The sequence below is a fragment of the Nitrososphaera sp. genome, from assembly GCF_036397675.1.
Classification (GTDB): domain Archaea; phylum Thermoproteota; class Nitrososphaeria; order Nitrososphaerales; family Nitrososphaeraceae; genus Nitrososphaera.
Genome location: NZ_DASWIL010000020.1, coordinates 1 through 21,097 on the forward strand (window position 1 = coordinate 1; position 21,097 = coordinate 21,097).

The 21,097-nt window shown below is 52.3% G+C and carries 29 protein-coding genes; 20 read left to right on the plus strand and 9 right to left on the minus strand.

Annotated features, from left to right (window positions below):
- A partial coding sequence (locus VGA14_RS03755; protein WP_331002408.1) for a DDE-type integrase/transposase/recombinase occupies positions 1 to 453 on the minus strand: 453 nt, incomplete at its 3' end.
- Positions 454 to 521: 68 nt separating this feature from the next.
- On the opposite strand from VGA14_RS03755, the gene VGA14_RS03760 reads away from it, so the two are divergent.
- The 4 genes from VGA14_RS03760 to VGA14_RS03775 all read left to right on the plus strand — a co-directional run bounded on the left by VGA14_RS03760 (position 522) and on the right by VGA14_RS03775 (position 3,158).
- Complete coding sequence (locus tag VGA14_RS03760; protein ID WP_331002409.1) at positions 522 to 833, plus strand: winged helix-turn-helix domain-containing protein; 312 nt, start codon at positions 522 to 524, stop codon at positions 831 to 833.
- Positions 834 to 885: 52 nt separating this feature from the next.
- Positions 886 to 1,176: a hypothetical protein gene (locus tag VGA14_RS03765; RefSeq protein WP_331002410.1), complete on the plus strand. Its 291-nt coding sequence runs from the start codon at positions 886 to 888 to the stop codon at positions 1,174 to 1,176.
- Between the two features lie 90 nt (positions 1,177 to 1,266).
- On the plus strand, positions 1,267 to 2,034 hold the full coding sequence (locus tag VGA14_RS03770; RefSeq protein ID WP_331002411.1) for a cytochrome c biogenesis CcdA family protein: 768 nt from the start codon (positions 1,267 to 1,269) through the stop codon (positions 2,032 to 2,034).
- Entirely contained in the window at positions 2,031 to 3,158 is a 1,128-nt protein-coding gene (locus VGA14_RS03775) for a thioredoxin family protein (protein WP_331002412.1), read from the plus strand. Before VGA14_RS03770 ends, VGA14_RS03775 begins: the two co-directional genes overlap by 4 nt.
- A 275-nt stretch (positions 3,159 to 3,433) precedes the next feature.
- Here the strand turns inward: VGA14_RS03775 and VGA14_RS03780 are convergent, their stop codons facing one another.
- Positions 3,434 to 3,724, minus strand: a complete 291-nt coding sequence (locus VGA14_RS03780; RefSeq protein ID WP_331002413.1) for a hypothetical protein — start codon at positions 3,722 to 3,724, stop codon at positions 3,434 to 3,436.
- 48 nt (positions 3,725 to 3,772) lie between these two features.
- Here VGA14_RS03780 and pyrI point away from each other — a divergent pair, with 48 nt between their 5' ends.
- Positions 3,773 to 4,234, plus strand: coding sequence for an aspartate carbamoyltransferase regulatory subunit (gene pyrI / locus VGA14_RS03785; RefSeq protein ID WP_331002414.1), 462 nt, complete (start codon positions 3,773 to 3,775; stop codon positions 4,232 to 4,234).
- On the opposite strand, the gene VGA14_RS03790 is transcribed toward pyrI, so the two are convergent.
- Positions 4,223 to 4,477 carry a hypothetical protein gene (locus VGA14_RS03790; protein ID WP_331002415.1) on the minus strand — a complete coding sequence of 85 codons (255 nt, stop codon included), beginning with the start codon at positions 4,475 to 4,477 and terminating at the stop codon, positions 4,223 to 4,225. The two genes, pyrI and VGA14_RS03790, sit on opposite strands and share 12 nt — an antisense overlap.
- Positions 4,478 to 4,530: 53 nt before the next feature.
- Positions 4,531 to 4,767: a hypothetical protein gene (locus tag VGA14_RS03795; RefSeq protein ID WP_331002416.1), complete on the minus strand. Its 237-nt coding sequence runs from the start codon at positions 4,765 to 4,767 to the stop codon at positions 4,531 to 4,533.
- Positions 4,768 to 4,840: 73 nt separating this feature from the next.
- Here VGA14_RS03795 and rqcH point away from each other — a divergent pair, with 73 nt between their 5' ends.
- The 10 genes from rqcH (at position 4,841) to VGA14_RS03845 (ending at position 15,201) form a co-directional block, all read left to right on the plus strand.
- Positions 4,841 to 6,784, plus strand: a complete 1,944-nt coding sequence (gene rqcH, locus VGA14_RS03800) for a ribosome rescue protein RqcH (RefSeq protein ID WP_331002417.1) — start codon at positions 4,841 to 4,843, stop codon at positions 6,782 to 6,784.
- A 23-nt stretch (positions 6,785 to 6,807) separates the two neighbouring features.
- Complete coding sequence (locus tag VGA14_RS03805; protein ID WP_331002418.1) at positions 6,808 to 7,392, plus strand: cyclic nucleotide-binding/CBS domain-containing protein; 585 nt, start codon at positions 6,808 to 6,810, stop codon at positions 7,390 to 7,392.
- On the plus strand, positions 7,343 to 7,867 hold the full coding sequence (locus VGA14_RS03810; RefSeq protein ID WP_331002419.1) for a Mut7-C RNAse domain-containing protein: 525 nt from the start codon (positions 7,343 to 7,345) through the stop codon (positions 7,865 to 7,867). Before VGA14_RS03805 ends, VGA14_RS03810 begins: the two co-directional genes overlap by 50 nt.
- 29 nt (positions 7,868 to 7,896) lie before the next feature.
- Positions 7,897 to 8,523 carry a V-type ATP synthase subunit E gene (locus VGA14_RS03815; protein WP_331002420.1) on the plus strand — a complete coding sequence of 209 codons (627 nt, stop codon included), beginning with the start codon at positions 7,897 to 7,899 and terminating at the stop codon, positions 8,521 to 8,523.
- Complete coding sequence (locus VGA14_RS03820) at positions 8,523 to 10,322, plus strand: V-type ATP synthase subunit A (RefSeq protein WP_331002421.1); 1,800 nt, start codon at positions 8,523 to 8,525, stop codon at positions 10,320 to 10,322. The genes VGA14_RS03815 and VGA14_RS03820 overlap by 1 nt, the downstream gene beginning before the upstream one ends.
- On the plus strand, positions 10,315 to 11,706 hold the full coding sequence (locus tag VGA14_RS03825) for a V-type ATP synthase subunit B (RefSeq protein WP_331002422.1): 1,392 nt from the start codon (positions 10,315 to 10,317) through the stop codon (positions 11,704 to 11,706). Before VGA14_RS03820 ends, VGA14_RS03825 begins: the two co-directional genes overlap by 8 nt.
- Positions 11,706 to 12,377: a V-type ATP synthase subunit D gene (locus VGA14_RS03830; protein WP_331002423.1), complete on the plus strand. Its 672-nt coding sequence runs from the start codon at positions 11,706 to 11,708 to the stop codon at positions 12,375 to 12,377. The genes VGA14_RS03825 and VGA14_RS03830 overlap by 1 nt, the downstream gene beginning before the upstream one ends.
- Positions 12,374 to 12,505 carry a hypothetical protein gene (locus VGA14_RS03835; RefSeq protein ID WP_331002424.1) on the plus strand — a complete coding sequence of 44 codons (132 nt, stop codon included), beginning with the start codon at positions 12,374 to 12,376 and terminating at the stop codon, positions 12,503 to 12,505. The genes VGA14_RS03830 and VGA14_RS03835 overlap by 4 nt, the downstream gene beginning before the upstream one ends.
- A 139-nt stretch (positions 12,506 to 12,644) precedes the next feature.
- Complete coding sequence (locus VGA14_RS03840) at positions 12,645 to 12,899, plus strand: ATP synthase subunit C (protein WP_414690219.1); 255 nt, start codon at positions 12,645 to 12,647, stop codon at positions 12,897 to 12,899.
- Between the two features lie 193 nt (positions 12,900 to 13,092).
- Positions 13,093 to 15,201, plus strand: a complete 2,109-nt coding sequence (locus VGA14_RS03845) for a V-type ATP synthase subunit I (RefSeq protein ID WP_331002426.1) — start codon at positions 13,093 to 13,095, stop codon at positions 15,199 to 15,201.
- A gap of 73 nt (positions 15,202 to 15,274) precedes the next feature.
- Here VGA14_RS03845 and VGA14_RS03850 read toward each other — a convergent pair whose 3' ends face one another.
- Positions 15,275 to 16,327 carry a V-type ATPase subunit gene (locus tag VGA14_RS03850; RefSeq protein WP_331002427.1) on the minus strand — a complete coding sequence of 351 codons (1,053 nt, stop codon included), beginning with the start codon at positions 16,325 to 16,327 and terminating at the stop codon, positions 15,275 to 15,277.
- Positions 16,328 to 16,983: 656 nt separating this feature from the next.
- Between VGA14_RS03850 and VGA14_RS03855 the strand changes: the two genes are divergently transcribed.
- A complete protein-coding gene (locus VGA14_RS03855; protein WP_331002428.1) occupies positions 16,984 to 17,418 on the plus strand; it encodes a hypothetical protein in 435 nt (144 codons plus the stop codon).
- Between the two features lie 187 nt (positions 17,419 to 17,605).
- Here VGA14_RS03855 and VGA14_RS03860 read toward each other — a convergent pair whose 3' ends face one another.
- Both VGA14_RS03860 and VGA14_RS03865 read right to left on the minus strand, forming a co-directional pair.
- The gene (locus VGA14_RS03860) at positions 17,606 to 17,923 is read right to left on the minus strand and encodes a DsrE family protein (RefSeq protein ID WP_331002429.1); all 318 of its coding nucleotides are present in this window, start codon (positions 17,921 to 17,923) and stop codon (positions 17,606 to 17,608) included.
- A gap of 83 nt (positions 17,924 to 18,006) precedes the next feature.
- A complete protein-coding gene (locus VGA14_RS03865; RefSeq protein ID WP_331002430.1) occupies positions 18,007 to 18,165 on the minus strand; it encodes a hypothetical protein in 159 nt (52 codons plus the stop codon).
- Between the two features lie 52 nt (positions 18,166 to 18,217).
- On the opposite strand from VGA14_RS03865, the gene VGA14_RS03870 reads away from it, so the two are divergent.
- Positions 18,218 to 18,421: a hypothetical protein gene (locus VGA14_RS03870; RefSeq protein ID WP_331002431.1), complete on the plus strand. Its 204-nt coding sequence runs from the start codon at positions 18,218 to 18,220 to the stop codon at positions 18,419 to 18,421.
- 50 nt (positions 18,422 to 18,471) lie between these two features.
- Positions 18,472 to 18,903 (plus strand): AsnC family transcriptional regulator, encoded by a 432-nt coding sequence (locus VGA14_RS03875; protein WP_331002432.1) that lies wholly within the window; start codon positions 18,472 to 18,474, stop codon positions 18,901 to 18,903.
- A 1-nt stretch (position 18,904) separates the two neighbouring features.
- Here VGA14_RS03875 and VGA14_RS03880 read toward each other — a convergent pair whose 3' ends face one another.
- Complete coding sequence (locus VGA14_RS03880) at positions 18,905 to 19,153, minus strand: hypothetical protein (protein ID WP_331002433.1); 249 nt, start codon at positions 19,151 to 19,153, stop codon at positions 18,905 to 18,907.
- Between the two features lie 208 nt (positions 19,154 to 19,361).
- Between VGA14_RS03880 and VGA14_RS03885 the strand changes: the two genes are divergently transcribed.
- Both VGA14_RS03885 and cbiT read left to right on the plus strand, forming a co-directional pair.
- Positions 19,362 to 19,652 carry a hypothetical protein gene (locus tag VGA14_RS03885; protein WP_331002434.1) on the plus strand — a complete coding sequence of 97 codons (291 nt, stop codon included), beginning with the start codon at positions 19,362 to 19,364 and terminating at the stop codon, positions 19,650 to 19,652.
- Between the two features lie 25 nt (positions 19,653 to 19,677).
- A complete protein-coding gene (gene cbiT / locus VGA14_RS03890) occupies positions 19,678 to 20,259 on the plus strand; it encodes a precorrin-6Y C5,15-methyltransferase (decarboxylating) subunit CbiT (protein ID WP_331002435.1) in 582 nt (193 codons plus the stop codon).
- Here cbiT and VGA14_RS03895 read toward each other — a convergent pair.
- Positions 20,246 to 21,082, minus strand: a complete 837-nt coding sequence (locus VGA14_RS03895; RefSeq protein WP_331002436.1) for a site-specific DNA-methyltransferase — start codon at positions 21,080 to 21,082, stop codon at positions 20,246 to 20,248. The two genes, cbiT and VGA14_RS03895, sit on opposite strands and share 14 nt — an antisense overlap.
- Positions 21,083 to 21,097: the final 15 nt, after the last annotated feature.

The following is a 21,097-nucleotide window of genomic DNA, read 5'->3' on the forward strand; positions in this document are numbered from 1 at the left end:
CGTGGTCTTTTCCTTGTCGCGTACCACGTCGTTCAGCCTCTCAATCTTGTTATTGTTTTTGTCCCCTGAGATGTGTATGTGCCTAATGTGCTTGGTTTTTGGCATGGCCATAGTGTAGTATTCTCGCCTACAAACTTCCTCAAAGTTCCTTGCTCCGTCGCCTATCAGCGTCATTGGCCTTTTACCAGCGACTTCACGCGCTTCTTTAAACAATGGCCTGACATCTTCCGTGTATTTGGTGTGCGCTACCTGCTGAGCAATCCAGAAGCGGGTTTCATCATCCATTATTGCATAGAGATACTTTAGATTGCCACTGACTTTAAGGTACATTTCGTCGGTGCGCCATACGTTAGATACCTGCGGCTTGATTTTTTCGAGATAATCTTCCATCAGCTTTACGTACTTCTTTATCCACCTGTACACGGTCATGTGGTTGACCTCATAGCCCTGCAACCTCAGGAACTTCTCCCTGTTCCTTCACGCTAGCAAGTTTAAATTCTCTGCAAATGTGCCAAGTATGGATGACCGACCCCGACGCCCGGCGCCTGCTCTGGTTCCTCTTCGCAGGCTCGCGGGGCGGCGAGAACAGGATAAGGATTATCAACCTCCTCAAGGAGCAGCCGTACAACATGAACCAACTCGCCGAGATGATGGGGCTTGATTACAAGGCCATTCAGCACCACATACGCGTGCTTGAAAAGAACAACATGGTCACGAAAACGGGCGAAAAGTACGGCGTGCTTTACTTCATATCAAACTACCTGGAGTACAATATCGAGGCGTTTGACGAGGTCAAGGCCGCGATTGAGAAAAAGGCGAAAAAGCGGACCTGAGCAGATCTGGAAAAAAGTAAATAAGACTAGTCGATCCCGCTTTCCTGTAGCTATGGCGATGCTGATGGACATTAGCGCGGCAGTCAGCTTGGTAAACATTGGTGTACTGGCGGTGCTCTTTGCCATGTATGGAAGAATATACGCCAACACCAAGGCGGTGTTCACTCTTGGCCTGATGTTTTTTGCCGGGATGCTTGCGCTCCACAACGGCATATCTGTTTACGGCTACTTTGCGATGGCCCCGCTCTACGCAGAGCCACTCCTACCCTATTTCCTAGGAGTGCATATTGCAGAACTTGCCGGCATAGGCGCGCTGCTGAAGGTCACCGTGAGGCCATTCTAGATTATCTTATGCCAGCAGAAGCTGGGGTTGAGAATCTGGTGCCAATTTGGAAAAAAGTATAAGTGCAAAAATCGCGCAGCTGCGATTGAATTGGTAGAGACAAGCGTTCTGGTATCTGCGCTAGCAGGGGCCGGCTCGTTCTTTTCACCGTGTATACTGCCTATTGTGCCTGCATTCGTGTCGTACCTATCTGGAACGACACTTTCGGAGGTCCAGAACCAGGACAAGTCCAGCGAGGGCCAGTCGCAGGTCACCGTCAAGCGCATGACTAGGCTTAACATCTTTTTGAACACCGTGTATTTCGTGCTGGGATTTTCGCTCGTTTTCGCGGTGCTGGGCGTGATATTCAATTCGGTCCTTGTCAACGCCGGCACGGGCTTTCAAGGAACGTTGCAGTGGATAGGCGGCATCGTCATCGTCGGCTTTGGCGCCTACTTGATACTGTCAACGAAATTCAGGCAGCTCAACTTTGAAAAGCGCATGACAAACCTTCCCAGGTTCAAGACCACGTACCTTACGTCGTTCGTGTTTGGCGCCGCCTTTGCATCGGGATGGACCCCGTGCGTCGGGCCGATACTCGGAAGCACGCTGACGCTGGCAGCGACTTCGCCGGGGGCGGCGTACAATTCGCTTCTTGCCTATGCGCTGGGCCTTGGCGTGCCATTCCTAATAACGGGAGTGTTCTTCTCGCAGGCGACCGGCATAATACGCAAGATGGTCAAGCACCTGAAGTACTTTAACCCGATTATGGGCGCCGTGCTCATCGTCCTTGGCATACTGGTGTTCACCAACCAGCTGAGCCTCATTGCAAGCTTTCCGCTCACCGAGAACATCATCAACTTGGAGAGGGGAATATGAACACGGACAACCTGAGCGCCCTTGCAGTGGGCATCGGCGTGGTCGCATTGATAGCCGGCTTTGGTGTGTACTTCAACAGTCCCGAGCTGAACCGGGCTTCCGGTAACGCCGAGTTTGTCGCCGCGGTGAGCGACGAAGGCGAAAGGGTGCAGATAGACAAGTCGCAGTTCCGCGTCGCCCCGGAGTTTAAGGGGATAAACAACTACATCAACACAGAGCCGGTGACTCTCGCCGACCTCAAGGGCAAGGTGGTGCTGGTAGATTTCTGGACGTACTCGTGCATTAACTGCATACGGACGATACCGTACCTCAACGCATGGCACGAGAAATACTCGGACGAGGGACTGGTCATAGTGGGCGTCCACTCGCCCGAGTTTGACTTTGAAAAGAACCCTGACAATGTCCAGGCGGCCGTTTCCAATTTCGGTATTGAATATCCAGTTGCGCAAGACAACGATATGGAGACTTGGAAGGCCTACGAGAATCGCTATTGGCCCCGGAAGTACCTGGTTGACGACGAGGGCTACATCCGCTACGACCATATCGGCGAGGGTGCCTACGAGGAAACAGAGAAAGTGATACAGGCGCTATTGCAAGAGCGCGCAGCAAACCTTGGGCAGGCCATCGACATTGATACCTCGACGGCAAGGCCGGATGGCGCCCAGAGCGTCAACTTTGTCCAGATAAGTACGCCCGAGCTGTACTTTGGCTACGAATATGCTCGTGCGCCACTTGGAAACGCGGAAGGCTTCAAGCCAGACCAGACGGTGACGTACTCGCTTGCCGACGATGTTCAGATAATCCGAAACCACATCTACCTGTCAGGAGACTGGGCCAACAGGGCCGACAGCATGGAGCTGAAAAGCCATACGGGCAGGATAGTGCTCGAATATTCTGCTAAGGCAGTCAACATCGTGGCAGGAGGGGCAGGCACTGTCCACGTTGCCGAGGACGGCAAGCCTCTGGCAAGCGCCGCAGGTGCAGACGTAGGGGAGGACGCCTCGTTTGAAGTTGACGGGCAGAGGCTTTACAACCTGGTGTCACACAGCATGTACGGCGAGCACAGGCTCGTAATCGATGTCGTGGGCGAGGGCTTTCAGATCTACACGTTCACGTTCGGATAAGCTTGTCCCGCTCCACAATCTTTTTCTATTCTCTGCAATCCAGGCCTATTTGCCAGTTATTGCCATATATAGCCATTATCTGGGTGAAAATGGAAGAATCAAACGTACACTTTAAGTTCAGCTTGCACTCTAAAAAAGCAAAAGGGGAGAGAATTGGAAGCTTCCCGAGCATCCCGTTCTCCCTCCGCGGCGCCGTCCTTGTGTTACCGGCGCCGCGACTCTCCCCTTTGAACAATTAATCCAGTTCTGTAATTTTCCGGTGACCTTTTACTAAACTATTGTTTCTTGAAGCCAAAGTAGCAAGAATGGCACTGGTCTTTGCCGTATATTACGCCGGTGGCGCCGCACTTGCTGCAGGCCTTGTCGTGATCTATAGTCGAGTCCAGAGACTTTGTCTTCTGCAGGCATTTGGGGCATATGGGGGCCTCTAGGCTGTAGCTTGAGAGGAACCCGGCGCCGCACTGCGCGCATTTCAGGCTAAACATCTTGCCTTTTGGCTTCCAGCGGTTGAACAGTCCCACTGCGCATATCATTGACGGAACGGAATAATCAATCTTGCGCCACATTGTTACTTATCGATATGCAGATATATCATCCTCCACCAGAGCTCCTCCATGTCCGAGGCAAGCCAGCTCCTCGTGCGCAGGATAAAGGACGGAACGGTCATCGACCACATCGAGGCTGGAAAGGCGCTTTTTGTTTTGCGGGCGCTTGCTATCACTGGCAGGGAAGGAACAGTCATCACCGTCGCGCTGAACGTGCCTTCAAGCAAGCACGCGAAGAAGGACATTATAAAAGTGGAGAACCGTTATCTGGAAACGAGCGAGACCAACAAGCTCGCGCTCATTGCCCCTAGGGCGACCATCAACATCATCAAGGACTACAAGCTGGTTGAAAAGCGCAAGATTCAGCTTCCCGATTCAATAACAGGCATCTTCAAATGCCCAAACCTGAAGTGCATCACTAACTCAGGCGAGGACATCAAACCACTCATTGATGTAATAGACAAGGAAAAGATGGTCCTGAAATGCCGCTATTGTGCCCGGGTCATCTCTGTCGACGAGCTAGTCTTTTGAGACCACTTTGCCTGAAATTGAGCGTATCTTGATCTTGCCCTGCCCTTCCCATCCGGTTAGGCCCGGCTTGATCCTGTCGGCGGCAAAGTGGAATGCGATGAGTGGGCCAAAAGCCACTACCGTGATTGCGGCAAGCGCATAGTCTTGCAGGTACAGCATGTACAGCGTTATGCCAGCGCCAGTCATTATCTCCATCCAGGTGCAGGTGCAAAGCAGCCCCGCGATCCACTTCAGGCTAGGCATTAATGTAACTTTCCAGTTCTATTATTTGACCATTGTTCCAGATTTCAACCGGATCACTCGCTCCCCTTTTCCCTCGCAAAGCGCTTTGAGACCTTGATGCCAACGCCCATCGCAACGAATAGGGTAATGAGCGACGAGGCAAGCGTGATGACCATGTCCGTCTCAAACACGAAATGCGCCAACATGGCTACGGAGACCGCCGGGACGGCGATTATTGCTGCCAAAAGCGTGGCCACTGCGTATAGGCGGCCAATGGAGTAAGGCTTCTTGTTGTTTTCGCCCCGCGCCACAGCCGTCCCACACTTCGAATTAATTTAAGCCTTTGTACACGATTAATATTGACGCGGGAGCCATTAACGGGGCATGGAGCTCTCCAGCCTTGAGCTGCGTTACTTGGTAAACGAGATAGCGACCATGGTCACCTCAGGGTATTACCTCTCGCAGGTAAACGCTGTAACGAAAGACTCGCTTCTCTTGCGCCTGCATCACCCCACACAGGAGGACATCATGCTCGTGCTTTCGGTCCGGGGGATTTGGATAACGAAATTAAAGTTCAAGCCGGTGGAAGACAATAGCCTTGAAAGGGCAGCGATTGCGGAGCTAGAGCGGGGAAAAATAGAATCCATAGAGCAGGCGGGGAGCGAGCGCATCGTGTCAATAAAGTTCCGCCTGCTCGACGGGCAGGCAAGGACAGCTGTCTGCGAGTTTTTCGGCGACGGCAATATCATCATCTGCGACGAAGCAATGAAGATACTTGCCATTTTGCACCCCATACAGGTCAGGCACAGGACGCTTGCTGTCGGATTAAAGTACGCGTTCCCGCCGTCAAGGGGTGTTGACGTTTTCCAGCTGTCGCTGGCGCAGCTGTTGCTGTTGCGTGAAAGGTCGGGGGATCTCGACGTGCTGCGCTGGATGGGCCGTGGCGTGTCGATGCCAAAAAAGTTTGTCGAAGAGGTTGCCAAGAGAGCGGGCATAGAGGGGTCAAGGCAAGCAGGCTCGCTGGCAGACGACGAAGTGGGCAAGATATACTCGACAATCAAGGCGCTTGCAGACGACGTGAGCATGGGGAAGAACCACGAGCCGGTGGTGGTAATGCTTGGCGGCGAACCCGTCGACGCGCTACCGATAATTACCAGCGGGGTGAGCAAGCTCGACACAAAAAGGGCGCCCACGTTCATGGAAGCGCTTGACGAGGTCCTAAGCGCCGAGATACTCGACGTCGGGCGCAGCTCCAAGACTATTGAAATAGACAGGCAGATAGCGGTGCTCGAGCACGATCTGCATGAGCAGGAAAAGGCCAAAGAAGCCGTCCTGCAAAAGGCGGAGGCTATTCGCAAGCTCGCCGGCGAGTTGATGACAGCGTCATATTCGCAAGGCAACCTTAACGACATACTGTCAACAAACTCGGCCTCGATAATTTCGGACAAAGGCGTGAAATACTTGCAAGTGGCCGGCGAAAGTATGGAGCTCCAGGACAACCTTGCAAAACTTAGCTCAATGCTCTTTAGGCGCGCGAAAGAGATGGAACGCGGCAACGCCTCGATAGAAGTGGCGCGCTTCAAACTACTGGAGCAGATAAAGAAGCTGCGCGGCCAGACAGCTGCAATCCACAAGAAAATAGTCGTACTAAAGCAAGAGTCAAGAGAGTGGTACGAGCGCTACAGGTGGTTCGTCACAAGCGAAGGCCACCTTGCCATTGGCGGGCGCGACGCATCGTCCAACTCGGCGCTAGTGCGCAAGCACCTGACAGAGGATGACATCGTATTCCACGCGGAAGTGCACGGCTCACCGTTTTTCATAGTTAAGAACGCAAGTGCGCCGGCGCGGGAAGGGAAGATAGAAAAGAGCCTTGCAGAAGTCGCGCAGGCCACGGTGGCATTCAGCCGGGCATGGAAAGACGGCCTCTCAAGCGCCGACGCGTACTGGGTTCTCCCAGAGCAAGTGAAAAAGGGCGCGCCTACCGGGCAGTTCTTGCCCAAGGGCTCGTTTGTAATCGAGGGAAAGAGGAACTACATCAAAGGAATCGAAACGAGGCTCGCGGTGGGGATAGTGTCTGTGAACGGCCGGGAGGCGCTCGCCTGCGGCCCGGAAGATGCCATAAAAAAACACGCGCTCGTTTACGCCGTCCTGCTGCAGGGAGGCATGGACCCTATGAACGCCTCCAAGAAGGCCAAGTCAGCCCTTGTCGCCGCTGCCGATGAAGTCCTGGCGGAGACGATAAAGCGCATCAGCCTCGACGATTTTGTCAGGGCGCTCCCGACGGGCCAGTCACGCGTCTCGTTTGTGGCCGGCAGCAAAGGTAATTAAAAGCCGGGCGTAAACACACGTCCGTGGTAAAAAGGCCAGTCAGGGAGCACGCCGACGCAAACATGACCACCCGCGTGGTGGTCCGGGACATCATGAACAGCCCGGTAATTTCGGCCGCGCCGGGCGACAGCGTCCGCGACGTTGCAAAAAAGATGAAGTCAGAAAAGGTAGGCAGCATTGTGATAATGGACAAGGACAAGCCGGTGGGCCTTGTCACCGACTTTGACATCGTTGTAAACGGCGTTGCGAAGGGCGACGCTTCAAAGATCAGGGCAAAAGACGTGATGCAGGACCTCCACACCATTGAAAGCGAGGAGAGCATCACGGAGGCCGCGCGCCTTTTGCGCAAGCACAACATCAAGCGCCTCGGCGTCGTGTACAAGAACCGCCTTATGGGCATCATTTCCGCGTCAGACGTCATTGCAGTCACGCCGGACTTGGTTGACATTGTCTCGGAAAAGGCCGCCATAATAAGGGGCGAGCTTGGCATAACTAGGCCGGCGAGGAAGGTTTCGGGCTACTGCGACGAGTGCGGCGAGTGGTCCGATTCATTGCAGTATGAAGAAGAACAGTTCATTTGCGAGGTCTGCCGCGGCGAAGCGACCTAGTGAGGCGTTCCTGGCTGACGCTATGTTGGGGAGCCTTGCGCGCAAGCTCCGCATTTTAGGCTTTGACACCGAGTACCTGGCGGACGCTGACGACGACGAAGTGCTAAGGCGCGGTATAGAGCAGGGCCGCGTGATACTGACAGCCGACAGGGAATTTTTCAAGAGAATAGTCAAGCAGGGCACCCGGGGCGTTCTGGTGGGAGGCGAAGGAGACCTCGAGGACACGGCGCACATCCTCTCGAAGCTTCGCCTGACGCTTGAAGACGCCGAGATGGGGTCAAGGTGCGCCGTCTGCAACGGGTTCCTTGATCTAATAACACGCGATCAAGCTGGTGGCGTACCGCAGGGGGTGCTTGAGCGTCGCTCACGATTCTACAAATGCTCAAACTGCGGCAAGATCTATTGGGAGGGCGGCCACATGGAGCGGATGTCGGCGTTTGCGAAACAGGTCCGTGCACGCTTGGCAAAAGGTTAAAATCACGTGGGACGGGCATCCTCATCCATATGAGTTCGAATTCCGCTTTGGAGAGAACCATAAACAAAGTTTTATCGCAAAAGGAGACAGAGCTTGTTTCGCAAATTGATTCTGCTTTTCAGGAATCCCTGAAGAACCTAGAGTCTTCAAGGAGCAGGCTTGAGAGCGAGCGCACCAAGATAATCGAGTCTGCCCGCAAGCAGGCCGAGAACCTGAAGCGCCAGATAGTCGGCTCAAGCAGGCTTGCCGCCCGTAACAAAGAACTTGTCATGATAGAGACGGACGTGAACAGGGCATTTGAGGAGGCAAGGGGGAAGCTCGCAAACTCGGGCAAGGAGGATTCCTACAGGGCCCTTACGGCGAAAATAGTGGAGGACAGCATCCCGCAGGTGGGCTCCGATGAAGTCGTAATCGAATGCAACAAGAACGACGCCGATCTTGTAAAGAAAATAGTCGCCGACCTGTCGAAAAAGGACGGCAAGCTGAAGGCCAGCATTTCGGACAAGCCCATAAACGCGATCGGCGGGATCAGAGTAAAGTCGGCGGACGGCACGATGTCGTTTGACAACACTCTTGACTCGCGAATAGAGCGACTCAAACCTTTAATAAGGAAAAACATTGCACGCATGCTCAGAGGAGAGGAAGGCGAGGAATAATGGTAGTAAAGGGGCGCATTGTGTGGGTCAGCGGTCCGGCGGTCAAGGCCGACGGCATGGCCGCTGCCAAGATGTACGAGACAGTCGAAGTGGGCGATTCAAAGCTAATCGGTGAGGTCATCAGGCTGACAGGCGACGTTGCATTCATCCAAGTATACGAGTCGACGTCAGGTTTGAAGCCGGGCGAGCCGGTGGTAGGCACAGGGCAACCATTGTCCGTGCTCTTGGGCCCTGGCGTAATCGGCAAGATATACGACGGCATCCAGAGGCCGCTTGACGAAATTGCGGAAAAATCTGGCGCGTTCATCGGCAGGGGCATCCAGACGACCCCGGTCGACATGAAAAAAAAATATCATTTCAAACCGTCGCTGAAAAAGGGCGACGAGGTCGGCCCCGGGTATATCCTTGGCACGGTGGAAGAGACCCCGCTTCTTACGCACAGCATCCTCGTTTCGCCTAGCCACGCGCAGGGCACCAAGCTTGCAGACATTGCGCCGGAAGGCGACTATAACATTGAACACGTGATAGCGACGACGGAGAAGGACGGCAAGAAAGTCGAGCTAAAGATGTACCACAAGTGGCCTGTGCGAAAGCCAAGGCCTTACGCCGAGCGCTATGACCCGACAGTCCCGCTTGTGACAGGGCAAAGAGTCATCGACACTTACTTCCCCATAGCCAAGGGCGGAACGGGAGCAATCCCCGGCGGCTTTGGCACTGGCAAGACCGTGACCATGCATCAGATTGCAAAGTGGGCCGACTCGAAGGTCGTCGTCTACATCGGCTGCGGCGAGCGCGGAAACGAGATGACCGAAGTGCTCGTCGAGTTCCCGCACCTGCTCGACCCGAGGTCAGGTAGGCCGCTCATGGAGAGGACCGTGCTGGTAGCGAACACTTCAAACATGCCTGTGGCTGCAAGGGAGGCTTCAATCTACACTGGAGTCACGATGGCAGAATACTACCGCGACATGGGCTTTGACGTCGTGCTTGTTGCCGATTCCACGAGCCGGTGGGCAGAGGCGCTGCGCGAAATGTCCGGGCGCCTCGAAGAGATGCCTGCAGAGGAAGGCTACCCGTCGTACCTTGCGTCAAGGCTTGCAGAATTCTACGAGCGCGCAGGGCGCGTACGCGCGCTGGGCTCCCCCGACAGGACAGGGTCTGTCACGATTGTGGGCGCAGTGTCGCCGTCAGGCGCTGACTTCACAGAACCGGTCACGACGCACACCATCAGGTTCATCAAGACCTTCTGGGCGCTTGACACCAGGCTCGCATACTCGCGCCACTATCCGTCAATCAACTGGATGCAGTCCTACTCGGGATACTTGGAAGACGTGGCCAAGTGGTGGAAGGAAAACGTCTCAGGCGACTGGTATGAGCTGCGCGCAGAGTCGTACCAGATCCTGCAGAGGGAAGACACGCTGAAGGAAATCGTCAGGCTGCTCGGCCCCGAGGCGCTTCCGGACGAGGAAAAGCTCGTGCTCGAAGTCGCCAGAATGATAAAGATAGGCATCCTGCAGCAGAACTCGTTTGACAAGATAGACACATACTGCAGCCCAGAAAAACAGGTTAAACTGGTAAAACTGATGGTCAAGTTCTTCAAGGAGGCTCAAAAGGCGCTCAAGGCAGAGGTTCCGCTGGCAGACATCAGGGCGATGCGCATAATTTCACAGCTGTTGAAAGCCAAGTTCGAAATACCCGAGGATCAGCTTTCAAGACTTGAAGTCCTTGACAAGCAGGTCGACGAGGAGTTCCGCAAGCTGGGCTCCGCAATCAAAAGCGAGGAGGTTAAAGTAGTTGCCTGAAACAACATCCGGCATTGAATACACAAAGGTAGCAGAGATTAAGGGGCCGCTGATGGTGATCGACGGCATCACCAAGGCCTCATTTGACGAACTCGTGGAAATTGAAACTCCAGAGGGCGAGCGCAGGCTCGGCAAAGTCCTCGAGGTGGGCTTTGGCAAAGCAGTGGTGCAGGTTTTTGAAGGAACGACAGGTCTGACCATCACCGGCACCAAGGCCAAGTTCCTCGGCAAGACCATGGAGATGCCCGTGTCCAAGGAGCTCTTGGGCAGGGTGTTTGACGGCCTCGGCAGGCCAAACGACGGCCTTCCCGATCCTATAGCCGACAAGTTTGTCGACGTCAACGGCGAGCCAATGAACCCAGAAAGTAGAGAATACCCAACGTCATTCATCCAGACCGGTGTGTCTGTGATTGATGGCATGCTGACGCTTGTGCGCGGCCAGAAGCTGCCGATATTCTCCGGCTCTGGGATGCCTCACAACATTCTTGCGGCGCAGATAGCCCGCCAAGCCACAGTCGTAGGCACCAAGGAGGAGTTTGCCGTCGTGTTTGCGGCAATTGGCGTGCAGTACTCTGATGCTCAATATTTCAAGCGCTCGCTTGAAGAATCGGGAGCGCTCAGGAGGTCGGTGCTGTTTTTGAACCTCGCCGACGACCCTGCCATCGAGCGTATCATCACTCCGAGGGTGGCACTGACAGTCGCAGAATACCTTGCTTTTGACCTTGGCATGCACGTGCTCGCGATCCTGACTGACATGACCAACTATGCCGAGGCGCTCCGCGAAATCTCGGCTGCGAGGGAAGAAGTGCCCGGCAGAAAGGGCTACCCAGGCTACCTGTACACGGACCTTGCGAACAACTACGAGCGCGCAGGTAGGATCAAGGGCAAGAACGGCTCTGTCACGCAGGTGCCAATTTTGTCTATGCCTGCAGACGACATCACACACCCTATTCCAGACCTGACGGGCTACATCACCGAGGGTCAGATAGTGCTAGGCCGCGACCTGTTCAGGAAAGGTATCTACCCACCCGTGAACGTGCTTTCGTCGCTGTCAAGGCTCATGAAGGATGGAGTGGGCGAGGGCAAGACTCGCTCGGACCATCCGGAGGTTGGCAACCAGATGTACGACCTCTACTCAAGAGCGCAGGAGGTGCGCGCGCTGGCAGAGATCGTCGGCCGTGCAGGCCTTACAGGCACCGACCTGAAATACCTTGACGCGGGCGACATATTCGAGAACAACTTCTTGAAGCAGGCGCACGACGAGAACAGAAACCTCGACGAGACGCTCTCGAGGGCGTGGGACGTGCTTTCGTCGCTCCCGGAGTCAGAGTTGACCAAGATCAAGGAAAAGCACATCAAAGCATACTACAAGGGTAGCAAGTAATGTCGGCAAGAAGGGTAACTGCAACAAAGATCGAGCTCATCAAGATCAGGCGCTCGATGCAGGTGGCCAAAATGGTGCACAAGATCCTCGACGATAAGCGCGAAGTTCTGCTGAAAAAGATAGACGAAATGATCGAGGAAGCGAACAAGGCCCGGGAAGACATCTGGTCGCCATTGGGCGAGATATACACTGCAGTCTACAACTCGTACATGTCCCTTGGCACAGCCACTCTTGAGGCAGTTGCCGACTCTACTCCCAACGTGATGGAAGCAGACGTCAATGTAAGGAGAATAGTAGATGTCAAAATACCAACGCTACAGGTAAAGACAACAGAAGGAGGCAGCCGCCTTTCATATGGCTTTAGTGAAACCAATGCCACTGTAGACAAGGCTGCCAAGCTCATCAAGAACATGCTCCCCTCAGTGTGTAAGGCCGCAGAATACGAAAACGCGATATTCAGCTTAGCAAAGGAGCTGGAACGCACCCAAAAGCTTATCAACGCCCTAGAATACATCATCATACCGCAGTACCAGGACGCCATCTACTTCATCAAGGCAACGCTTGAAGAGCGCGAGCGCGAGGAGTTCGTGAGGATCAAGAAGGTTAAAGTAGTACTTGACAAGAGAAAAATGACTGAACAACAACACCAGGAGAATGTAATTGCAAAATGACAACAATAGACGTCTCCAGCCTTTTTGAAAAGGCCAGATCCACGCTGCAGAACGAGCATGATTCGATGGTTCAGAAGATAAAGGAAGAGGTTGATACAAGCAAGCGTAAGACCCTGTCAAAAGTCTAACCATTATTTTTCATCTCTTTTATTTAGTTATAATTAAATATGGCATTTTAGTCAGCAACCGTGTATGAAGGAGCTGAACGGACATGTCACGATTTCGCTTTTGGCTGCCCTTGCTACCACTCTGGCTCTTGTCGGTTCCATGGGAATCGAATCGGCATTTGCGCAGGAACAAGACGCAGCCTCGGCCGGTTCCTCGAGGCTGCTTGGTGCGGGCTTGGCTTTCGGTTTGGCAGCTGCGGGTGCAGGTATTGGACTTGGCTTTGTAGGAGCCGCTGGTCTTGCAGCAATTAGCGACAATCCGAAAATGCAATCAAGGGTGTTCATCTTCGTAGGTATGGTCGAATCGATCGCCATCTACGGTATAGTCATGATGTTCATCATCTTGGGGCAGTAAAAAGGGCAAACACAGATCGGAAAATCCCTACCTTATTCCTTTATTATTAACGCCAAAGGTAGGTTTTTTCTTCCTGCAAAATACAATGTGCAAGAATCTGAGCGACAGCTATACGCCTTCCCGGTGACTTGGGCGGATAAAAAGGAAACATTTTAAAGCGATTTGATTTTTACCGTAGGCAGTAATAGGGAAGATGGGGCTAGCCAAGCTGAAAAAAGCAGCATTAATTCTGCCGCGAATAGAAACCCAAGAAGCTGTGAGCAGGCTGGCAGAGCTAGAGTGGTTCCATCCTATTCAGACTACTTCTGAACACCTGAATCCTTATTTCGATGACCTTTTGCTGAAAGCCCAGAAATTATTCCAAGACATCGACGAGGTTATCAGGGCTCTTGGCATCCCGCTGGAGACGGGAGTCATGGCGACCATGTTCAAGGGCGCGCCAAAAGAAAGGATGGATTATGTTATCGATGATATTCAGGATTTTATTGCAGGCTTGGAAGATAAGAGCAAGGAATTGCTCGACGAGCCCAAAAAGATTCTGGCCGAGCAGAACAAGATTGCCAAACAGCTTGAAGAATACACCAATGCGGAGGCAGCACTCAAAATGGCAGCCACTCTTAACCTTGACTTGACTTCGCTTTCCCGCCTCAAGCACTTCTTTACGCAAATATTTGTTATAGACTCCAAAGATGAGGCAGAGATTCGGAAGAGTATTAGCGAATTGCCGCTTTATGTCAGCAAGCTGAATGAAGAAAAGTCTTCAATTGTGGTGATCGGTTCAGGGGAAGATTCTGAAAGAATCATCAAGGTTATGAGGAGCTTTGGCGTACATCCCCTTCAAATTCCTGCAAATTTGCCGCAGAACCCGAGTAGCGCCTACTCCCAGGCACAGGCGAAGGTTAAGGAACTCGAGGCCAAGTCTGCCGCGATCGCCAAGAACATAGAGAAGGTTAAGCTGGCGGTGCTGTCAAAGATACTATCGCTTCACGAAGCCGCAAAGGTGGCCAAAGACGTTCTAGAAATAACAAGGAAGCCGGGAGGCACCAAGAACTTCGCCCTTATCCAAGGCTACATCCCGGAGAAAATGGAGGAAAAATTCAAGAAACTCACCGGCGACTATGTTTCAATAATCGAAGATGCGCAATTCGATCCACATGCAGAAGGCCCCCAACATCTTCCCACACTTCTCACTAACAAGTCATACACGCGCACTTTTGAGGTTATAACCGAAACGCAGGGGCTGCCAAGGTACAACGAAATAGACCCAACTCCGATCATAGCATTTGTCTGGCCGCTCTTCTACGGCCTCATGTTTGCTGACTTGGGGCACGGGCTTTTGCTGTTTGGACTTGGCATGCTGCTCAGGCAGAGGGGGAACGGCTCGATAAGGACCTGGGGAACGCTGTTAGCTGCCAGCGGCGCGGCCGCCAGCATAGCCGGACTTGGAACCGGCGAAATGTTTGGCTTCCACCTAATGGAGCTGGCGTTCCTATCTCCTGTGCTTGCCCCTGCAGGCGACTTCATAGGCGTGCTGAACGTGTCTGAACTCAACTTCGATCAGGTGATAAAAATACTAAAGGTTTCAGTAGCGATAGGAATCGTGCACCTCTTGATGGCCTTGTTCCTGAAGCTATACAGGAACATCAAAGAAGGAAATAAGCTCCTTACATACACGCATGACATTCCAGCCATACTGCAATTCCTGTCCGTCGTCGCACTGATTCTCGCCGCCATAGGGTCTGGTTACGACATAATCGGAATGTTTGGACTCGGCAAGATCCACACAGAACCCGTTCCTTGGATCACTTTCCTCTTCGGCAACTGGGTAACGGTTGACGTGGTGGCAAAGGCTGCCCCGCCTGTGCTCTTTGCAACAGTCGGAATCATGATCTATGGAGGAAAGAAGGAACAGGAAATAGCCGCAAAGCACGGACATGAGGAAGGAGGAGGTCTGATGGGAATAGTCATCGAGGTTATTCTGGTAAGAATAATAGAAGTGCTCTCAAACGTCATCAGCTACACCCGAATCGGGATCATGCTCCTGGTACACGTTGCCCTGCTTGTGACCGTAAATCAATCTTTTGAGCACGGTGGGGGCTTGGCCGTGTTAATAGGAGGCAACATAGGGATAATGCTTATCGAAGGGCTCATAGTCTACATCCAGACTATCAGGTTGCACCTGTACGAGTGGTTCCCGAAGTGGTATACCGGCGACGGCACGGAATTCAGGAAAATTGTGCCCAAAATGCTGTATTCCAACCTTATCTGGAGAGACCCCGGCGTTACATTAAAGAAGAAGTAGCATCCCACTCGGAAAACGATAACTAAATTCCTAATTCCCGCGGGAACAGGGCAGTATCAAGCAGGGACTGCCATTATTCAGGCTTTACAAGGTTGGCCATGATCGACTCTGTTGGGACCCCTTGTTCCACCCCAGAAGCTATGGCAGACAGGTTTCTGACTTCTGTCATCATCAGTTTCAAGGCTGCAACCATGATTCCTACGCTAAACATCACCCTAAACGAGCTGATGACTCTTCTCAGCTGCAGGGATTCAAAACTAGCTTCCAATTGCATTATTGCATTTATATCGTCGGTTGCAGACTGCGGAATGATATCCTTGTAGACCGTGTTGCCCAGCTCTGTCATCGCCTCAGACACTTTCTCTATGTTGATCATCTTTTGCAGCGTATCTCTTGACACCTTGGAAGTGGTTGCTACTATCAGATCTTCTATCTCAGTGGGCGATAGACCCCAGTACTTGCCCCTGAGCACGGCGAGTATGTTATAGGAATCGATGTCGGCTGCAACTATATTTTTAACTTCCGGAGACTGCGATTCGGTTGTCATGGCTCTTCCAAGATCGTGATAAAATACATGGTCGATAAATGTATCAAAGAGCCTGAGGTCGCCCTTGTCCTTGTATGATGCTGCTGCCTTTGCTGCGTCTTCTCCAAATTCGCTTCCGGCAAGTGCGGCCACCGCTTCTTCCAGGCTCTTGGCCACAAGGGCTTTCACGACGATGTCGCGCCTGCCGACGAGCTCTTCCGCCCTCAGGTTTATCTTGGGGAGCAATTCCTCGTACGATTTCCCAAGAGCCTTGCCTTTCAATATCAGTTTTAGGTTCCAGGTAATGTATTTCACAAAGTAAGCATTCAGAACTCCAGAGCCCCCGGCAATGCTGACCATCTTGACGTGGTTGTTTACAAGATGCTCCCTCAACGCTCCTTCTATTTTTTCCGCGCTGTACGGCTTGGTAAGCTTTGAGAGGACGTCAAGATAGACCGTGTTCTTCATCCTAGTAACGAGCTCCTCGATATCCCTCGCTTCCGCAAGCGCCTGCAGTTCGTTCTTTGTAAGCAACCTGCCTTTCATGCCATGGGAAAGCACAGTTCCAAAAATCTTGCCGGGCATACTGACCTTACTCATAACTACATTACTCCGCAGATTGTTGTAGATGCCGCATCAATTTTAATATTTACAAAGCTGGCATGAAAATAGTTCTCTAGTCTTCGAATAGCGTGGTCAGAGCCGAGGATATCCTTGTTGACAATGCGATGAGCAGAAAGTGAAGACCAAACCCAACAGCCGCTCCAAGCAACACGTTACCCGTGGCATGAAATATTGCCATGAACAGGCCAACTGGCGGAAGTGCAAGAATCAGCGCTATAGCCGTGCTGACCCACGCTGATTTCACCATAAAATCTGGCGACAAACTGTTCAGGGGATGATTGGCGTATACGAGTCTAGTCCTGCCGGCCGGCCTCAAAATTCTTCGTTACGATGTTGAAATACACGAAATATAAAGCTTAATGCAGAAAATAGTAAATCTAATTACTATCATAAGTATAGAAAATTAGGTTATCAAAAGATTATAGCAATACTGTCCAATGTTCCAAGCTTATACCAATAATTTTTTGACAAATTAGTTCCATCACAAACAAATGATGATAAATTTACTTCGGCATAATAGTTCAATTTTTACAATAATAGTAGTTCATAATGTGATTATTGTTAGAATGACAGGAAAATAGCACTTCTACGAATAATCTTAATTAACCTGCTGACGCCTCCATCATCTAGGGATGGAATACCTGGTTACCGAAAGTAAATTGGACGGAAAACTCGAAAAGCTTTTGGATGAGTTTGAACACGAAGTCGAGCCGTACGACCGATTTTCTGGCCTATCGATGTTTGCCACCCCGGCCGGAGTCGTGATCTCTATACTCGTGCCCTTGATGCTGTCACACTTTTCGGTAATTTCAGAGTCGCTTCTGTACTGGATTATAGGTGGCATACTGGCAACGGTGAGTCTGACCAAGATTCCGATATTTTACGTGGATCACAAGAAGCACGAGATTTCTAGGACAAAATACAAGCCGGTTGCCGGTGTGTGTATGTGCGACCTAAGTCAGCTCAGGTCCCACATGAGACAAATGAGGAATGCGAAGACGACAGGAGAGAGAATAAGGCACGTCAAGCTGGCCAGCTACTACAAGCACCAGATGGGTTGGGAATAGCCGCAAGGCATTTTGCCGACCCAAACCAGCCAATTACGAATATGGCTCTGGTTAAGATCTATTACCTAGACGTAGCGCTGGGCGTCACCGCCCACGAAAAATACCAAGGCGCTTCCGTCGGTATCGCAATACTGGCGAGGCAACATAGACTTATGATGACAGAGAGACTTTAGTCTACCGTTAGATATTAGAATGTCAATACCTTGTCAGATTCGATGACTAGTTTGAGCATATCCTTCATGGTCGAAATCGGGCAGACTTTAAACTGCATGTTGCGGGACTTGATGCACGTTCCGCACGCCAGCATTGTGCCTCGAAGCTGGCTCAGCTTATCCAGCTGGTCTTTTACGTTGAACTTTTCGCTCTTGATACTCTCGATCTCCACGGCCTGACCCAGCAAGAAGACCTTGACCTGATGATCCTCTAAAATCGCAGTATTTGCAAACCGCAGGGCATTCCAGACGGTTTCAGGGTCGGTTTGGGAGATAATGATGCCTATCTTCATCTGGAACTGTGCAGGTGTCAGAGGACTGATTAATCTTCCGCCACTCTCAACTGCAAGAGAGTAGGCGCTATTCCCAATATGCTTTACAGCTGAAACTCCACCATGTCGTCGACTATGAACTTGATGCTTGCAAGCATGACGGCTATCAGGACCACCTTTTTGAATTTTGCCTGGTTTATCTTGCCGATTATCTTGCGGCAAACGTACGAGCCGCCAAGCGCGATGCCAAACAAAATGGGCATAAGGTAATAGTACTGCTCTGCCAGAAATCCGCTTGCTAGGTAGGAGGGTATCTTGGTCGCATCGATGCTAAAGAGCGGAATAACCGCGTTTGCCGACTTCAAGACCGCGCTGGTCCCGGTGGCAATATTCCACCTCTTTAGAAACATCGGCAGGATCACGTTTTTCAGGCGTGGCCTCGACAAGAAGGTTTTGCTGGTGTTTGCGCTGCCGAGCTTTCTCCTCGGCCCGCTGGGCGCAAGGGGCGTCGGGAACTAGACAGTGCTAGGTCGCGGCACGGTTATATGCGCATTTCTGGAACGAAAGCTGTGCCAGTGCACCTAGACGACACTGACGTGGCGATATTGAAGTCGCTGATGCAGGACGGGAGAAAGTCCTTTCGCGCCATCTCGAGGGAGATAAAGGTGAGCACGCCGACAGTCAAGGCCCGCTACGAGCGGCTGGTGAATATGGGGTTGATAAAGGCGGTCAAACCCCAGATAGATACTTCAAAGATAGCTGTTTCGAAGAGAGGTATGTTCAAGAGCCCCGGCAGAATGCAAAGCGTCATGTTGAATGACCTGAAAGTAAAGATGAAGTGCGAGTTCTGTGGCGGACCCATCTACGGCGCGCCAAAGGTGCTCAGGTTTGCAAACCTGGAGCGCTTTTTCTGCTGCGTCTCTTGCAGGAGCGGCTACCGCGAAAAGTATGCCGGCCGCATACAGTCGCTGGTAGAACAGTACAAGGAGAAGAAAAGGTAAGCTAACCGGAAGGCGCTAGCTGGACAGTTTCTTTCTTGACGCTCTTTTTGTCGCTGGTCTTCTTCGTCATGCTGTCAACCGTGCCAAGCGCAAACACGTACCTTATGCCTTCAGCCTTGATCTCAGGCGTCAGGAGCGAGTTCATCTTTTCCGCATCGTTTCTCACATAATCTTCAGAGTGCTTGTTGGTCCTTGCGACCACGTATTGCAGCTCGTCACCCTTGTACTTGTGGATCTCGAAAACCTGCATTGCGATCAGTTGCAAATGTCAAAGTAAACGACGGGTGTCAAGAATTCTGGCGCTTTTAGTCTTCAAACAGCTTGGCAACGCCGAGACCACCGGCGAGCGCATGAGGCACGAAAAACTGGCAGCCTACTGCAACCACCGGATGGGCTGAGGCTAGCCGCAAGGCATTTTACCGGCTAAAAAATAACCAGTAAAGGCTCGATTGACCAGCTTGGACAAGGTTTACTACATGCGCATCGCGCTCGGCGTGATAGCCGGCGCGATATCAGGCTTTATCATAGCCCCAGAAATTGACCAGGGAACGTCCGTCGGCATCGCCCTCGGCATCGCCCTCGCGTTCTATGGGATATCTATAGGCATCAGCAGGAACATGACCAAGAACATGCCAAAGGAAGTCAAGAAAAAGGCCGGCTACGACGGCGTGGTGCCATTCATCTTCATGAACTTTGTGTTAATGATTCTCGTCTATACAGCGCTGCACCAGGCAGACATTCTAAAATAAATAGCCGGCTTCCATTTCGGCTGGCATGTGGGACTACCGCACGCCGGGCATTCCTGACGAGCTTTTCGAGCGCACGGAAGAGGTTCCCATAACAAAGGAGGACGTGCGCGCACTCGTCGTCAGTAAACTCAGGCTGAAAGAAGGGCACTCAGCGATCGACATTGGGTGCGGCAGCGGCAGCATGACGGTGGAGCTGTGCCTGCAGACTAGAGGTCAGGTTTATGCCATTGATTTTGACGCAAACGCGATAGAGCTTACGAAAAAGAACCTGCAGAAATTCGGCGTCAGCGCGCACCTTATTCAGGGCAAAGCGCAGGATGTATTGCCTACGTTGCCGGAAATAGACGCCATCGTAGTCGGCGGCACGTGGGGCGACGCGGGGAAGGTGATAGAGCTTGCAGTTGGCAGGCTGAAAAAAGGCGGGCGCATAGTGATAGACACGATCCTGATTGAAACAATGTACCACGCCCTTGCCGCCGTAAATGAGCTGAAGCTGACAGAAGTCGACATCACGCAGGTCACGATTGCAAAGGCGCGAAAAGTAACGACTGGCACGATGATGCTTGCGAGGAACCCCGTGTTACTTATCTCGGCTACGAAACCCTAGCTATCGCGGCGTCGAGGTATTCACTGTCTATCTCAAAGCCTACGAACGAGAGGCCGAGCTTTTTCGCCGCGACTGCAGTCGAGCCTATTCCCACAAACGGATCGCACACAAGCCGCGCGTGACCGTGCAGCATGATGCACATCTCTGGAAGTTTCACGGGAAAGGTGGCCGGGTGCGGCCTGTCCTTCCTGCTCTGAATTGTCTGATAGGGGATGAACCAAGTATTGCCCCTGTCGCGCTTGTCCTGCTCTGCCTTCTTCCACCTGCCGATGTTTGACTTGTCTTGGTAAGGGATGCCTGCTGAGAGCTTGTCTATCTTGGCGTTACCTGTCTTTGTAAAATGGAAAATGTACTCGTGGCAGTCGTTGATGAACCGCTCACTTGAGATGGGCTTGTAGTGGCCCACAGCGACGTCGCCGGCGATGCCCGGGTAATTCCCGACGTCTGATTTTGAAATCGCAATAGACTTGACCCAGTGGATGACGTTCTGCAGGACGAAATGCCTGCGCAGAGCAGACGCGACATCCCAGGCAATCCACTGGTCCTTCGGCCTGTTGCCTATGTTTAGAAAGAACGAGCCGTCGCCGGCGAGCGCGCGCTTTACTGCAACGCCAACCTGCCCCATCCACTCCAGGTACTTTTCGCGCGGAAGTTTGTCGCGGTACGAGTTGTAACCTACGCCGATGTTATACGGCGGCGAAGTGACGACAACGTCGACTGACTTTTCTTTCACATCTTCAATGAGGCCGGCGACGCAATCCTTAAGGTAAAATTTCGCCCTCTTGCTTCCATAGTGCACGATTTTGTATGGCCGGCCTCTCATGTACTGCCCAAGCCA

Bases quoted from the DNA above. Each gene is read 5' to 3' on its own strand.
- VGA14_RS03895 (WP_331002436.1), bottom strand. From the start codon at position 21,082: ATGAGAGGCCGGCCATACAAAATCGTGCACTATGGAAGCAAGAGGGCG.
- VGA14_RS03840 (WP_414690219.1), top strand. From the start codon at position 12,645: ATGGGAATCGAATCGGCATTTGCGCAGGAACAAGACGCAGCCTCGGCC.
- VGA14_RS03880 (WP_331002433.1), bottom strand. From the start codon at position 19,153: ATGCAGGTTTTCGAGATCCACAAGTACAAGGGTGACGAGCTGCAATAC.
- VGA14_RS03765 (WP_331002410.1), top strand. From the start codon at position 886: ATGGCGATGCTGATGGACATTAGCGCGGCAGTCAGCTTGGTAAACATT.
- VGA14_RS03835 (WP_331002424.1), top strand. From the start codon at position 12,374: ATGACAACAATAGACGTCTCCAGCCTTTTTGAAAAGGCCAGATCCACG.
- VGA14_RS03865 (WP_331002430.1), bottom strand. From the start codon at position 18,165: ATGCCCATTTTGTTTGGCATCGCGCTTGGCGGCTCGTACGTTTGCCGC.
- VGA14_RS03810 (WP_331002419.1), top strand. From the start codon at position 7,343: ATGAAGAAGAACAGTTCATTTGCGAGGTCTGCCGCGGCGAAGCGACCT.
- VGA14_RS03775 (WP_331002412.1), top strand. From the start codon at position 2,031: ATGAACACGGACAACCTGAGCGCCCTTGCAGTGGGCATCGGCGTGGTC.
- VGA14_RS03760 (WP_331002409.1), top strand. From the start codon at position 522: ATGACCGACCCCGACGCCCGGCGCCTGCTCTGGTTCCTCTTCGCAGGC.
- VGA14_RS03780 (WP_331002413.1), bottom strand. From the start codon at position 3,724: ATGTGGCGCAAGATTGATTATTCCGTTCCGTCAATGATATGCGCAGTG.
- pyrI (WP_331002414.1), top strand. From the start codon at position 3,773: ATGTCCGAGGCAAGCCAGCTCCTCGTGCGCAGGATAAAGGACGGAACG.
- VGA14_RS03850 (WP_331002427.1), bottom strand. From the start codon at position 16,327: ATGAGTAAGGTCAGTATGCCCGGCAAGATTTTTGGAACTGTGCTTTCC.
- VGA14_RS03855 (WP_331002428.1), top strand. From the start codon at position 16,984: ATGGAATACCTGGTTACCGAAAGTAAATTGGACGGAAAACTCGAAAAG.
- VGA14_RS03860 (WP_331002429.1), bottom strand. From the start codon at position 17,923: ATGAAGATAGGCATCATTATCTCCCAAACCGACCCTGAAACCGTCTGG.
- rqcH (WP_331002417.1), top strand. From the start codon at position 4,841: ATGGAGCTCTCCAGCCTTGAGCTGCGTTACTTGGTAAACGAGATAGCG.
- VGA14_RS03845 (WP_331002426.1), top strand. From the start codon at position 13,093: ATGGGGCTAGCCAAGCTGAAAAAAGCAGCATTAATTCTGCCGCGAATA.
- VGA14_RS03815 (WP_331002420.1), top strand. From the start codon at position 7,897: ATGAGTTCGAATTCCGCTTTGGAGAGAACCATAAACAAAGTTTTATCG.
- VGA14_RS03820 (WP_331002421.1), top strand. From the start codon at position 8,523: ATGGTAGTAAAGGGGCGCATTGTGTGGGTCAGCGGTCCGGCGGTCAAG.
- VGA14_RS03790 (WP_331002415.1), bottom strand. From the start codon at position 4,477: ATGCCTAGCCTGAAGTGGATCGCGGGGCTGCTTTGCACCTGCACCTGG.
- VGA14_RS03830 (WP_331002423.1), top strand. From the start codon at position 11,706: ATGTCGGCAAGAAGGGTAACTGCAACAAAGATCGAGCTCATCAAGATC.
- cbiT (WP_331002435.1), top strand. From the start codon at position 19,678: ATGTGGGACTACCGCACGCCGGGCATTCCTGACGAGCTTTTCGAGCGC.